This window comes from Streptomyces sp. NPDC023838, assembly GCF_040639555.1.
Lineage (GTDB): Bacteria > Actinomycetota > Actinomycetes > Streptomycetales > Streptomycetaceae > Streptomyces.
Window position 1 is genome coordinate 232,865 of sequence record NZ_JBFAAD010000007.1, and the last position, 12,277, is coordinate 245,141.

The 12,277-nt window shown below is 73.4% G+C and carries 12 protein-coding genes; 4 read left to right on the forward strand and 8 right to left on the reverse strand.

The features are described from left to right. Positions 1–115: 115 nt before the first annotated feature. The 3 genes from AB0G17_RS12005 to AB0G17_RS12015 all read right to left on the reverse strand — a co-directional run bounded on the left by AB0G17_RS12005 (position 116) and on the right by AB0G17_RS12015 (position 3,639). A complete protein-coding gene (locus AB0G17_RS12005; protein ID WP_361379576.1) occupies positions 116–1,297 on the reverse strand; it encodes a serine hydrolase domain-containing protein in 1,182 nt (393 codons plus the stop codon). 162 nt (positions 1,298–1,459) lie between these two features. After that, a complete protein-coding gene (locus AB0G17_RS12010; protein ID WP_361379579.1) occupies positions 1,460–3,043 on the reverse strand; it encodes a glycerol-3-phosphate dehydrogenase/oxidase in 1,584 nt (527 codons plus the stop codon). Beyond that, the gene (locus tag AB0G17_RS12015; protein ID WP_361379581.1) at positions 3,040–3,639 is read right to left on the reverse strand and encodes a TetR/AcrR family transcriptional regulator; all 600 of its coding nucleotides are present in this window, start codon (positions 3,637–3,639) and stop codon (positions 3,040–3,042) included. Before AB0G17_RS12015 ends, AB0G17_RS12010 begins: the two co-directional genes overlap by 4 nt. Before the next feature lie 98 nt (positions 3,640–3,737). Between AB0G17_RS12015 and AB0G17_RS12020 the strand changes: the two genes are divergently transcribed. The 4 genes from AB0G17_RS12020 (at position 3,738) to AB0G17_RS12035 (ending at position 7,909) form a co-directional block, all read left to right on the forward strand. Beyond that, complete coding sequence (locus AB0G17_RS12020; RefSeq protein WP_361379583.1) at positions 3,738–5,336, forward strand: FAD-binding oxidoreductase; 1,599 nt, start codon at positions 3,738–3,740, stop codon at positions 5,334–5,336. Between the two features lie 64 nt (positions 5,337–5,400). Continuing rightward, positions 5,401–6,282, forward strand: coding sequence for a YegS/Rv2252/BmrU family lipid kinase (locus AB0G17_RS12025; protein WP_361379585.1), 882 nt, complete (start codon positions 5,401–5,403; stop codon positions 6,280–6,282). A gap of 64 nt (positions 6,283–6,346) precedes the next feature. Next, entirely contained in the window at positions 6,347–6,910 is a 564-nt protein-coding gene (locus AB0G17_RS12030; protein ID WP_361379588.1) for a VanZ family protein, read from the forward strand. Between the two features lie 219 nt (positions 6,911–7,129). Further along, entirely contained in the window at positions 7,130–7,909 is a 780-nt protein-coding gene (locus tag AB0G17_RS12035) for a VOC family protein (RefSeq protein WP_361379591.1), read from the forward strand. 38 nt (positions 7,910–7,947) lie between these two features. Here AB0G17_RS12035 and AB0G17_RS12040 read toward each other — a convergent pair whose 3' ends face one another. The 5 genes from AB0G17_RS12040 to AB0G17_RS12060 all read right to left on the reverse strand — a co-directional run bounded on the left by AB0G17_RS12040 (position 7,948) and on the right by AB0G17_RS12060 (position 12,180). After that, positions 7,948–8,481, reverse strand: coding sequence for a GNAT family N-acetyltransferase (locus tag AB0G17_RS12040; RefSeq protein ID WP_361379594.1), 534 nt, complete (start codon positions 8,479–8,481; stop codon positions 7,948–7,950). After that, positions 8,474–9,811, reverse strand: a complete 1,338-nt coding sequence (locus AB0G17_RS12045) for an MFS transporter (RefSeq protein WP_361379597.1) — start codon at positions 9,809–9,811, stop codon at positions 8,474–8,476. Before AB0G17_RS12045 ends, AB0G17_RS12040 begins: the two co-directional genes overlap by 8 nt. Positions 9,812–9,925: 114 nt before the next feature. Further along, positions 9,926–10,906, reverse strand: coding sequence for a zinc-binding dehydrogenase (locus AB0G17_RS12050; RefSeq protein ID WP_361379600.1), 981 nt, complete (start codon positions 10,904–10,906; stop codon positions 9,926–9,928). A gap of 95 nt (positions 10,907–11,001) precedes the next feature. Continuing rightward, entirely contained in the window at positions 11,002–11,586 is a 585-nt protein-coding gene (locus AB0G17_RS12055) for a helix-turn-helix domain-containing protein (protein ID WP_361379603.1), read from the reverse strand. 66 nt (positions 11,587–11,652) lie between these two features. Then, positions 11,653–12,180, reverse strand: a complete 528-nt coding sequence (locus AB0G17_RS12060) for a hypothetical protein (protein WP_361379606.1) — start codon at positions 12,178–12,180, stop codon at positions 11,653–11,655. Positions 12,181–12,277 lie beyond the last annotated feature (97 nt).

Below are 12,277 nucleotides of genomic sequence, written 5' to 3' on the forward strand. Positions count from 1 at the left end.
CCCAGCATGACCCCCTCGGCCCCGCCCGCAAACGGGGCTCTCCTGCCCGGCGGGCTCGCTCCCGCACCGGCACCATGGAGGTGGGTGTGCGGCCCGCGGGGTTCCGTACGACCGCTCAGCGGCGCAGCAGCGCGCACGCGAAGTCCTCCTGGACCTTGCGTACTTGGGCCAGAAGCGCGGGCTTGACCGTCTTGCTGGTCTGGGTCGTGATCGAGAACGTGAGGGACTTCTTTCCGTCCGGTGTCGCGGCGGCCAGTTGGGTGTATCCGGCGGTGTTGCCGGTGTGGCCGTACAGCACGCCGCAGCGGGTGGCGTAGCGGAAGATCGCCAGGCCGGCCGAGTTGACGCCTGGGCCGGCGGGTTCGGACGCGCCGCCGGGGAGGAACTTCAGCTGTTCCTTGCGGGTGTGCGGGGAGAAGAGGCTTCCTCCCGCGTAGCCCCGGATGAACCGGCCCAGGTCCTCCGGGGTCGCCACGACGGCCCCGGACGCCCATACTCCCGAGGCGCCGAAGAGCTCGGTGACGTCCTCGGGCGGGGCGGGCGGGGTGACCGCGTAGCCGTGCAGATACGGCTCGGGCAGCCGGAAGCCCTGGGGCAGGCTGGTCTCCCGCAGGCCCAGCGGCCGGTACACGAGACGCTTGAGCAGGTCCTCGTAACGGCAGCCCGTCGCGGCCTCGGCCATCAGCGCGACCGCGATGTTGTCGGAGTTGGAGTACTGGTAGCGCGAGCCCGGCCGGAAGGCGAGCGGCTCACCGGCGACGAAGTCGAGGAGCCTGCGCGAGTCGAAGACGTGGTGGGGGTCCTCGCCCAGGATCGCGCGGAATTCGGGGGAGGCGCTGAAGTCGGGGAGTCCGCTGGTGTGGTTGAGCAGCTGACGCAGTGTCACCTGGTGCCAGGCGGCGGGCAGCCCCGGCAGGCGTCTGCCGATGGTGGTGTCCAGCGTCAGCCGCCCCTGGTCGACCAGCCGCAGGGCCACGGCCCCGCTGTACGCCTTGGCGAGGCTGGCGAGCCGCATGTGGTCGGTGGGGCGCGGAGGCCGCCCGGTCCCGAGGTCCGCGACGCCGGCCCGGTAGACCTCGGCCCGGCCCTCCCTCTGGAGTACGGCGATGGCGCCGGGCGGGCCGCCGACCGCGCCGACGATCCGCTCCAGGCCGCGTTGCAGCGCCCTGTCCCGCGGCGGCGGAGGTGTCTGTCCGGCGTGCGCGGGCTGGACGAGCGCGCCGGCCGACGCGGCGGCGAGCAGGGCGGCGACGGCCAGCGGCAGTCGGGCACGGCGTCCGGGCAGGTGTGTCACCACGTGGGGCCTCCTGAAGGCATGGCAGCGGCCGGGTACGGCTCGCCCGTCTCCCCTGACCCAGCATCAGACGCCCCGCCGCTTCACGCCTTCACACTGCTCCATCCGGCCCAGGACCGGCCCAGGACCACGCCCGCGTCCCGGGCAGGATCCACCGGACCGGTCTCAGGGCCCGGCCGGCTCGTGCGCCGCCGTGTCCAGCGCCTCGCGCGCCGCCTCCAGGGCCGCGGCCCGGTCGGCGGGCACCAGGCCGACGCGGGTGCGGCGGTCCAGGAGGTCGGACTCGTCGAGGGCGCCCTCGTGCCGGACCGCCCAGCACAGTTCGGCCCGGGTGGTCTCCACCCCGTCGGCCACCGGTTCGCGCAGCCGGGGATCGGCCTCGCCGAGCGTGTGCAGGGCGGTGGCCTCGGTGCCGTACCGGGCGAGCAGCCTGCGCGGTACGGGCAGGGCGGCGAGCTCGGCGGGTGACGCGGCGCCGACCAGCGGCAGCCGTGCGGTGCGGCACGGCGCCGCCGACATGCCCCGGGTGGCCAGCGCCGCGTCGAGGGCGTCCTGCGCCATCCGCCGGTAGGTGGTCAGTTTGCCGCCGACGATGGTCACCACGCCCTCGCTCGACGTCAGCACCGCGTGCCGCCGCGAGATGTCGGAGGTGCGGCTGCCCGAGCCGTCGTCCGGGGCGTCGTCGAGCAGCGGCCGCAGCCCGGCGAAGGCGCCCACCACGTCGTCGCGGTGGACCGGTGTGTCCAGGGCCGTGTTGAGGATGTCGAGCAGGAAGCCGATGTCGGACTCGGGGGGCGTGGGCTCGTCCTGGACCGGCCCGTCGACGGGCTCGTCGGTGAGCCCCACGTACACCCGGCCGTCCCCTTGCGGCAGGACCAGGACGAAGCGGCTGGTCTCGCCCGGTACGGGGATGTGGAGTCCGGCGGTCAGGCCGGGCAGGGTGCTGCCCCGCAGCACCAGGTGGGTGCCGCGCGAGGGGCGCAGCTTGACGCCGTCGACCAGCTGGTCCGCCCAGACGCCGGCGGCGTTGACGACCGCCCGGGCCCGGATGGTGATCTCCTGTCCGGTCAGCTCGTCGCGTACGAGGGCGCCGGAGCCGGTGACGGACATGGCGCGGGTGCGGGTGAGGATGCGCGCCCCGTGCCCGGCGGCGGTGCGGGCGATGGCGGTCACCAGGCGGGCGTCGTCGGCCAGTTGGCCGTCCCAGGAGAGCAGCCCGCCGTACAGGCCGTGCGGGCGCAGACCGGGCGCGGTCCGCAGGGTCTCGACGGCCGAGAGCCGGCGCGGGCCGGGCAGGGTGCGCCGTGCGGTGCCGGCCGAGACGCGCAGCAGGTCGCCCGCGCGCAGCCCGGCCTGGGCGAGCGCCGCGTTGCGCCGGGAGGTCAGCGAGGTGAGGGGCAGCACGAACGGCTGCGCGCGCACCAGGTGGGGGGCGGTGCGCTCCATCAGCACCCCGCGCTCCACCGCGCTCTCGTGTGCGACGCCGAGCTGCCCGGAGGCCAGGTAGCGCAGTCCGCCGTGGATGAGCTTGGAGCTCCACCGGGAGGTGCCGAACGCCAGGTCGTGCGCGTCGATCGCGGCGACCGACAGACCGCGCGAGGCGGCGTCGAGGGCGGCTCCGGCGCCGGTCGCGCCGAGGCCGATGACCAGGACGTCGACGGTCGTCCCTGCGGCCAGCCGGTCCAGGTCGCGGATCCGGCGGGCGGCGGTGAGGGAGAAGGAGGCCGGGCTGGGTTCGGTACGGCTCATGGGGCGAGGGTCCTCTCAAGGATGTGCCGGAGCTCGTCGTAGAACGCCTCGTCGGCGAGTTCGGGGTCCGCCGCGTCGGTCATGGTCTGCAGCGAGAGCGCGAAGGACTGGATCACCAGGAAGAGCGACCTGGCCTGGCGCAGCGGGTGGTCGGCGCGTACGGAGCCGTCCGCGTGCCCCTGCTCCAGCGCCTCCTGGACGAAGGCGAGCAGCGCGTCCTGGCTGGCCCCCCGTCGGTCGAAGAGGTAGGGCAGCAGCAGTTCCGGGTCGACGTCGAGGATCTTGCACAGCAGCGGGTGCGACCGGAAGGCGCGCAGCCCGGCCACGAGCCCGTCGACCAACTGCTCGCGCACGGGGCGGCTGGTGTCCGTCCTGGGCGTGTCGCCGAGGGTGACGGACACCCATTCCCGTGTCATGACGTCGCCCACCAGGGTGCGCACGTCGGGCCAGCGCCGGTAGATGGTCATGCGGGAGACCCCGGCGCGGCGTGCGACGTCGGTGAGGGTCGTCCGGCGGACGCCGACCGCGAGCACGCAGTCCCGGGCGGCGTCGAGCACCGCCTCGTCGTCCCGACGGTTGTGACGAATGGGCTTCATCTGTCACAGTGTAACGACGGAACGGGCGACGGCAAGCCGCCCCCCACGCCGTGGGACCGGAACAACTGCGCGACGAAGCGGGTGATCAGGTGGGTTCGGTGGACATGCTGTGGAGCGGCTGGGGCGATCCGGCCAAGGCGGCGCCACTGCCCGAAGAAGTGACGGGTCTGCTGCGGGACCTGCTGGGGGTGCGCCCGGCGGACGCCCCGGCGAAGGCCCTCGCGGCCGTCGCGCCCGGCCCCTCGCGGCTGAGCGGGGCGGCCCGCGCCGCCCTGGAGGCGGCGGTCGGCGAGGCGTACGTACGCGGCGACGACGAGACCCGGGTCCGCCACACCCGCGGCAAGTCCACCCCCGACCTGCTGCGCATCCGCGCCGGTGAGGTCACCGACGCGCCGGACGCCGTGGTGCTGCCCGACGGGCACGACGAGGTCCTGGCCGTCCTCGCGGCCTGCACCGAGCACCGGGTCGCCGTTGTCCCCTTCGGCGGCGGCACCTCCGTCGTCGGCGGACTCGCCCCCCAGGGCCACGACGCCTTCGTCGCGCTCGATCTGCGCCGCATGAACCGCCTGGTCGCCCTCGACGAGGAGTCCCGCACCGCCGCCCTGCAACCCGGTCTGCGCGGCCCCGAGGTGGAGGCGCTGCTCGCCGAACGCGGTTACACCCTGGGCCACTTCCCCCAGTCCTTCGAGTGGGCGACGGTCGGTGGCTTCGCGGCCGCCCGCTCCAGCGGCCAGGCCTCCGCGGGCTTCGGGCGCTTCGACGACATGGTGACGGCCCTTCAGGTGGCCACTCCGCGCGGCACCCTGGACCTGGGCCGGGCCCCGCGCTCGGCCGCCGGACCGGATCTGCGCCAGCTCGTCCTCGGCTCCGAGGGAGCCTTCGGCGTCATCACCTCGGTGACCGTACGGATCCACCCCACGGCCGCGGCCAAGGTCTACGAAGGCTGGCGCTTCCCGTCCTTCGCCCAGGGCCGCGCGGCCCTGCGCAGGCTCGCCCAGGACGGCCCGATGCCCACCGTGCTGCGGCTGTCCGACGAGACCGAGACCATGATCGGCCTGGCCAAGCCGGACGCCATCGGCAGTGGCCTCTCCTCCGACGCGGGCTGCCTGGCGATCGTCGGGTACGAGGGCACCGCCGACGAGGTCGCCCACCGCAAGGCGCGTGTGGACGCCGCACTGACCGAGGCGCAGGGCGAGCCGCTCGGCGAGGACCCGGGCACCGGCTGGGCCCACGGCCGCTACAACGCGCCCTATCTGCGCGACGCGCTCCTGGACGCCGGCGCCTTCGCGGAGACGCTGGAGACGGCCGCGTTCTGGTCCGACATCCCGGCCCTGTACGAGGCCGTGCGCACCGCGCTCACCCAGTCGCTCAACGACGCGGGCACCCCGCCACTGGTGATGTGCCACGTCTCGCACGTCTACCCAGCGGGCGCCTCGCTCTACTTCACGGTGGTCAGCGCCCAGGGCGAGGACCCGGTGGCGCACTGGGCCCCGGCCAAGCGGGCGGCCAACGACGCGATCCTCGCCGCCGGCGGCACCATCAGCCACCACCACGGCGTCGGCACCGACCACCGCGACTGGTACGCCCGGGAGATCGGCCCGCTCGGCGTCGAGGTCCTGCACGCCGTCAAGGACCGGCTCGACCCGGCAGGCATTCTGAACCCCGGCATCCTGCTGCCGCCGCTGCCCGGCGCCTGACCGCGCGCAGCCCGTCCGTCCCCCGCCCGCAAAGCACACCGTCGTCGCCCATCGGAGCGTAGCCATGCGACAGTTCACGGCCGTCGTCAACCCCACCGCGGGCGGGTCACAGGGCGCCGCCGCCCTGATCCCGCTGGCCCGGCTGCTGCGCGAAGGGGGTGCGGAGCTGGAGGTCGAGTACAGCCGCGGCCTCGATCACGCGCGTTCGCTGGCCCGCCGGGCCGCCGAGCAGGGCCGCGTGGTGCTCGGGGTCGGCGGCGACGGCATGGCGGGGTGCGTGGCGGGCGCCCTGGCCGGCACCGACGCCCTGGTGGGCATCGTGCCGGCCGGGCGCGGCAACGACTTCGCCCGCGCACTCGGGCTCCCCTCCGAGCCCGCCGCGCTGGCCGAACTCCTGCTGCACGGCGCCCCCAGGAAGGTCGACGCCATCGAGGTGGAATCGGCCGTGCACGACAAGGTCGCCGTCCTCGGCAGCGTCTACGCCGGGGTCGACGCGGTGGCCAACCGGCACGCCAACGCCTCGCGGCTGCTGCGCGGCGCCGCCTCGTACTACATGGGCGGCCTGCGCGCGGTGCTCGGCTGGCGCACCGCCCACTACCGCGTCACCATCGACGGTACGGTCCACGAGCGCAGCGGCTACACCGTCATCGCCGCCAACTCCGGCTATTACGGCTTCGGTCGGCACATCGCGCCGGACGCCGCCGTGGACGACGGACTCCTTGACGTGGTCATCCTCAACGACTCCCCGCGACGGCTGTTCTTCACCGTCATGAGGGAGCTCGAGGACGGCAGCCATGTCCACCGCCCGCAGGTGGAGATCCTGCGCGGCCGCGAAGTGCGCATCGAGGCCGACCGCCCGCTGCCGTACGGGGCGGACGGCGAGGTCGAGGCCGTGCTGCCGGTCACCGCCCGCGTCCTGCCGGGAGCGCTCACGCTGCTCGCGTGAGCGGACCCGCCCCCTTGGCGCGGGGGCCGGGCGTACCGTCCGCGTTACGGGGAATCCGCACGGCATGACCACTCAAGTCGAGCGGGCTCGGGCGCGAACGGCCAGGCGGGTCATGGCCGTTCGGATTCTGATCGTGGTGGTGGCGATCGCGGCGCTGGTGGCGTTCTCCGTCGTACTCGCGGAGCTGACCCTCACCCCCTCGCCCGCCTCGCGTGACATCGCGGGCTCGAACCTGCGGCCGGGGCACTCGCTGCGCGAATACGCCGACGACTACACCTTCCTCGCCGCCTGCCGGCAGGTCGGCGGCAACCTGCTGCTTGGTGTGCCGTTCGGGCTGATCCTGCCGGTGCTGGTGCGCCGACGGCTGCGGGCGGTGCGCGTGCTGCTTTACACGGTCGTCGTGATGGTCTTCATCGAGCTGGCGCAGGGGGCGCTCGTCGAGGGGCGCGCGTTCGACGTGGACGACGTGCTGCTCAACACGTCCGGGGCGCTGCTCGGCTATCTGCTGCTCGGCCGCCGCCTGGGGCGCGGCTTCCACCACCTCGGGGAGAGGCGGCGCCGCGAGGTCGGCAGGACAGGACGGACGTGGCGCTTCGGTGAGCGGCGGGGCGCGACGCCGCGTCACTGAGTCCGCGGCCTGCCTCATCCGGTGGTGCGCGGCCCGCACGCCCGCGCGTGGCCCGGCCCGTGTCCGTCCGGACGTCACCCGTTCCGCCCTTCCGCATGCCCGATGCGCGGCTCTGTCACTACGATCCCGTATGGGCTGGTTCGCCCTCGGGAGTACACCGGCCCGGCCGCGGACTCCCCCGCCCTCACGGCCAGACCCGCGAAAGGCAGGCACGGAACCATGCTCAGCACCGACTTCGTCACCGGCGCCCCCAACTGGCTCGACCTCGGCAGCCCCGACACGGCGGCCGCGGCGGACTTCTACACCGGCGTCTTCGGGTGGGACTTCCAGTCCGCGGGCCCCGACGCGGGCGGCTACGGCTTCTTCCAGAAGAACGGCAAGACGGTCGCCGCCCTGGGCCCGCTCACCGAGGAGGGCGCGAGCCCGGCCTGGACGGTGTACTTCCAGACGCCGGACGCGGACGCCACCGCCAAGGCGGTCGAGCAGGCCGGCGGGACCGTGCGGGTGGAGGCCTTCGACGTCATGGACGCGGGCCGGATGGCGTGCCTCACCGACCCCGGCGGCGCCGAGTTCTCCGTGTGGCAGCCCGCCGCCACGAAGGGGCTGGAGGCGACGTCCCAGGAGGACGCGCTGTGCTGGGCCGAGCTCCATGCCAAGGACGTATCGGCCGCGCTGTCCTTCTACCGCTCGCTGTTCGGCTGGCGGTCCCAGGAGATGCAGGCGCCCGGCATGACGTACACCGTGCTGTCCCACTCCGAGGGCGACCAGCAGGACGCCTCGTTCGGCGGCCTCGCCCCGGCCCAGGGGGGCATGGAGCCGCGGTGGATCCCGTACTTCGCGGTGGCCGACGCGGACGCCACGGCCGGGCGCGCGCAGGAGAAGGGCGGCTCGGTCCTCATGCCTCCGGCGGACGTGCCGGAGGTGGGCCGGATCGCCTGGCTCGCCGACCCGCACGGCGCCCCCTTCGCCGTCCTCAAGCCCGCACCCCGGACAACCTGACGCTGCTGTCCGGCACTCACAAGGGTCTCCCCCGGATCTCACATGGGGTAGGAGCGCAGCCTCACCGGTCCTTCGGGCCAGGGCTCGTCGTCATGCAGCGGGATCCACATGGTCCGCAGCGGCATGACGACCGGGCCCGCGGGCTGTTCCACTTCCACGTCCCGGTGGAGGGGCGTCCAGCCGAGCCGCCGGTAGAGGGCGACGAGCTGCGGCCGGCAGAACAGGAGCGCGTGCCGCGGCCCCCTGGTGCGCGCGTGGTCCAGGGCCGCGTCCACGACCAGCCGCGCCAGGCCGTGCCCGCGCAGAGCGGGCGAGACGGCGACCCCGCCGACGCCCATCACCTGTGCGTCGACACCGCCGGTCGACACCGGCAGCGGCAGCAGCCCCGCGTGCGCCACCAGTCGGCCCTGGTGCCGGACACCGAAGTGGTCCTCTTTGGGCAGCCAGGTCAGACCGGCCTCCGCAACACCGAAGGGGTCGTCGCCCTCGCCCAGGATCTCGCTCTGGTCCGCCTTCGTGTACGCGGCCAACCGCACCACCGTGAACGGCGTCGAGGAAAGTGGATCACTCATCCCGGCATGATCCACTACGGGCCGACTCCTGGCCAGACCCACCCCGGACGGCGCCGGCCGCCACCGCCCCGGCCTGTTCGGGGCGGCGCGCCCGGACTGGGGTGAACAGGGCCAGCACCGCGGTGAGCACACAGCACGCCCCGGCGACCAGACACACCGACCCGGTGCCGTACCGCTGGGCGGCCCAGGTGAGGACGGCCGCGCCGACGGGGGCCGCCGAGTAGTGGATGGTCCAGAAGGCCGAGGTGACCCGGCCGAGCAGGTGGTCCGGGGTCACTTCCTGGCGCAGCGACATCGAGCAGGTCCCCGACACGCTGACGCAGCCGAGGAACGCGGCGCTCAGGGCCGCGATGCCCGCCACGCTTCCGACCGAGCCCATCACCGCGAGGGCGAGCCCGCAGACCGCGACGCCACCGGTCCAGGTGGCACCGAAGCCGAGCCGGTGGCGGATCGGGGCGACGAAGAGCGCGCCCACGACCGTCCCCAGGGCGCCCACCGCGAAGACCGTGCCGACCGCGCCGTCGCCCTGGCCGAGGTCGTGCTTGAGGTGATAGATGATCAGGTCGTTGAGGCCGAGCGTGAGAAAGCTGAAGACCGACAGCAGGACGGTCAGGCTCCGCAGCACCGGATGGTGCCGCAGGAACGACACCCCGGCGGCGAACTCCTTGCCCATCGACTCCCGCCGCGTGCCCCGCGCCGCGTCACCGGCCGGGTCGGTACGGCCCGTGAACCGTACGAAGTTCAGGCAGGCGGCCGACACGCCGAAGCTCACCGCGTCCACGGCGACGGCCGACGCCGGGCCCAGCCAGGCCGCCACCACGCCCGCGAGCAGCGGTCCGACGACCCCGGCGGCCGCGGCGGTCGCGTTGAGCCTGCCGTTGGCCTCCGTGATGCGGTCACCCGGCACGAGCGCCCGTACGGCGGTGACGTACGTGACGGAGAACAGCATCCCGACGGCCTCGGCCAGCGGAAGGACCACGTACAGCAGCCAGATCCGCGGGCCGAACGCCCACACCAGCGGAATCAGCGCGTACAGCACCAGCCGGGCGAGGTCGCAGGCGATCAGCAGCTTCCTGCGGTCCAGCCGGTCGACCACGACCCCGGCGAAGACCCCCGCGCCGACCGCCGCCGCGCCCCCGGCGCCGGTCAGCAGCCCCATCTGCGCGACCGACCCCGTCGCGTGCAGCACCAGCAGCGGCAGGGCGATCAGGGCGAACGAGTCACCGATGACGGAGAGGGTCTGGGCGGCCCAGAAGACGCCGAAGTCGCGATCGCGCCACCGCGTGCGCGACTTTCCCGACAGGGGTTCGTCACCGGTGAGTTGAGGCATCCGGGGAGGGTATTACGTGCCAGGCGCCAAGTCTCATCCTTTTCCGTGGTCACAGTGGGTGGGGGCGGGGTGCGCACGCGCCCCGTCGGCGGCTCACGGGGGCCTCGAAAGGAGTCAGTCGAGGGTGACGACCATCTTTCCGAGGGCTTCTCCGGCCTCCATGGCCCGGTGAGCCTCGACGATCTCGTCGAACCGGAAGACCCGGGTGGGACGCGCCCGGAGGGCGCCGGCCCCGACCTTGGCGTAGATCTCGTCCAACGGCACGTCGGTGAGCGGGAACGCGGGCGTGCCCAGGACGAAGGCGCTGCCGAAGAAGCTGAGCCGGACTCCGCTGGGCAGATCCGCGATCGGGTCGAAGTCGCGCACCGGCTCGAATCCGCCGAGGAAGCCGAGCTGGCACACCCGACCGCGCGGCCGGACCAGGGCCAGCGAGTCGCGCAGGACGTTGTTGCCGACGACGTCGAACACCGCGTCGACGCCCACCTCCTGCTCCGCGACCCGGACGGCCAGCGCACCGTCGTCGATGAGCACGTCTGCGGCCCCGAGCTCCTTCAGCAGGGGTGCTCGCCGCGCGTCCCGGGTCGTGGCGAGCACGGTCGCGCCGCGGTCGACGGCCAGGTTGACGGCGGCCTGGCCGAGCGAGGAGGTCGCTCCCCGCACCAGGACGGTCTCGCCGGGCCGCAGGTCCAGATTGCCGAACAGGCCGCTCCACGCCGTCGCGTACACCTCGGGAACCGCCGCCAGACCGGCCCAGTCCAGCGGCGAGCGCACGGCCACCACATGGGTCGCCGGCACGGTCACCAGCTCCGCGTAGCTTCCGTTGCGGGTGCGTCCCATGCCGCCGAGGATCGCCACCACCCGGGTCCCGGCAGGGAGTTGGCCGGAGGGGTCTGCCTCCACCAGTCCGGCGCACTCGATCCCGGGGACGGCGGCGACCTTCCCCCAGGCGCCGCTGCGCATGTACGCCTCGGCGTGGTTGAGCCCGAACGCCTTGACCCTGATCAGCACTTCGCCGTCGGCGGGCTCCGGGTCGGGCAGTTCGGTGAGGGTGAGCACCTCGGGGCCGCCGTGGGCGGAGATGACGATGGCCTTCATGTCCCAGCTCCATTCTTGAGCATTCATTCAACTATTGGTGCGAAGAAAAGGGCCACCGCAGACGGTGGCCCATGACGGCCCCTTACGCCTCGCTGTCAGGCGAGAGCGGTGAAGGCGTTGTCGACGATGGCCCGCAGGAGCGCCTCGTCGGGATTCGCCTTCCCGACGACCATCAGCCCCTGGCAGGCGACGACCAGCAGTTTGGCGCTGCCGGCACAGTCCAGCGAGGCGCGTACCTGCCCCCTGCGGACGGCGTTCTCCAAGGCGTGGGTCATACACCGTTCGAGCCGGGCCAGGTGACCGCGGACGACCGCCGCCGCCTCGTCGTCCTCGGCGGCGTTCTCGATCGCCGTGTTGACGAGCAGACAGCCCTGCCTGCCCTCGGGGCTGAGGAGATCGCGCACCAGCCCGTCGAAGTAGCCGCGGATCTCGGCCACCGAGGCGCCAGGAGCCTCCAGCTCGCCCAGCTTCTGCGGGACGACCAGCTTCGAGTATCGCTCCAGCGACTTCACGAACAGGGCGTGCTTGCCGCCCGGAAAGGCGTGGTAGAGGCTGCCCGGCTTGACTCCGGTCGCCTTCACCAGATCCTCGACGGACGTGGCCCGGTACCCGCGCTCCCAGAACCGCAGCATGGCCGCGTTCAGGACGGTGTCGGGCTCGAACTCTCGGGGTCGGGGCATGAGGAAAACATACATGAGCGACCATTCAAGAACAACCGCCGACGGTCCGCGCGACCACCGACGGGCCTACAGGTCGTGCACCGCCGTGCGAGCGGCGGAGACGAAAGCCAGGACCGACTCCCAGAAGGGGTCGTAACACTGGTCGAACAGCGCGATGGCGTCCGGTTCGCCCGCGATGGACGCGCCAAGTGCCCGGTGCGGAGGCCGGGTCGAGAGCCTGAGGGTCTCGGCGGCCGCGGCCACGTTGTCCGGGCCCTCCAGGTTGATCACCCATATGAAGTGGCGGAGCCTGCCGTACTCCACCCTGAGGCTGGCCTGCACCTCCTTCAGGGCGGGCAGCTGTTCGGCGCGGCTGCCGCCCGACTTGTGGATGTCCGACACCGTCCAGTACAGCTCCGCCATCTTGTGCGCCTGCTCGATCAGGCTCACATAGGCCGACCGCCGCGCCTCGCTGATCCGGATGGTGCGCTGGGTCCGCTCGGTGGCGGCGGCCTGGATCTGGGCCGCGCGGGCCGTGCCGCGGCTGGTGACCCAGCTGGCGAGCACGGCCGTCCCCGCGGTCAACGACGAGATCCAGAGGGTGGAATCAGTCACGCCGGGGACCCTCCCCCGGCGCGCTCCCTCCGATGGGGGACGCCGCGTCCGCCCTGCACGCCGTGCACTTGACGGCGGTGTAACGGCCCGACGCAAC

Coding starts and splice junctions, on each gene's coding strand:
- AB0G17_RS12025 (WP_361379585.1), top strand. CDS start 5,401: ATGCGACAGTTCACGGCCGTCGTCAACCCCACCGCGGGCGGGTCACAG.
- AB0G17_RS12045 (WP_361379597.1), bottom strand. CDS start 9,811: ATGCCTCAACTCACCGGTGACGAACCCCTGTCGGGAAAGTCGCGCACG.
- AB0G17_RS12030 (WP_361379588.1), top strand. CDS start 6,347: ATGACCACTCAAGTCGAGCGGGCTCGGGCGCGAACGGCCAGGCGGGTC.
- AB0G17_RS12010 (WP_361379579.1), bottom strand. CDS start 3,043: ATGAGCCGTACCGAACCCAGCCCGGCCTCCTTCTCCCTCACCGCCGCC.
- AB0G17_RS12050 (WP_361379600.1), bottom strand. CDS start 10,906: ATGAAGGCCATCGTCATCTCCGCCCACGGCGGCCCCGAGGTGCTCACC.
- AB0G17_RS12040 (WP_361379594.1), bottom strand. CDS start 8,481: ATGAGTGATCCACTTTCCTCGACGCCGTTCACGGTGGTGCGGTTGGCC.
- AB0G17_RS12035 (WP_361379591.1), top strand. CDS start 7,130: ATGCTCAGCACCGACTTCGTCACCGGCGCCCCCAACTGGCTCGACCTC.
- AB0G17_RS12055 (WP_361379603.1), bottom strand. CDS start 11,586: ATGCCCCGACCCCGAGAGTTCGAGCCCGACACCGTCCTGAACGCGGCC.
- AB0G17_RS12015 (WP_361379581.1), bottom strand. CDS start 3,639: ATGAAGCCCATTCGTCACAACCGTCGGGACGACGAGGCGGTGCTCGAC.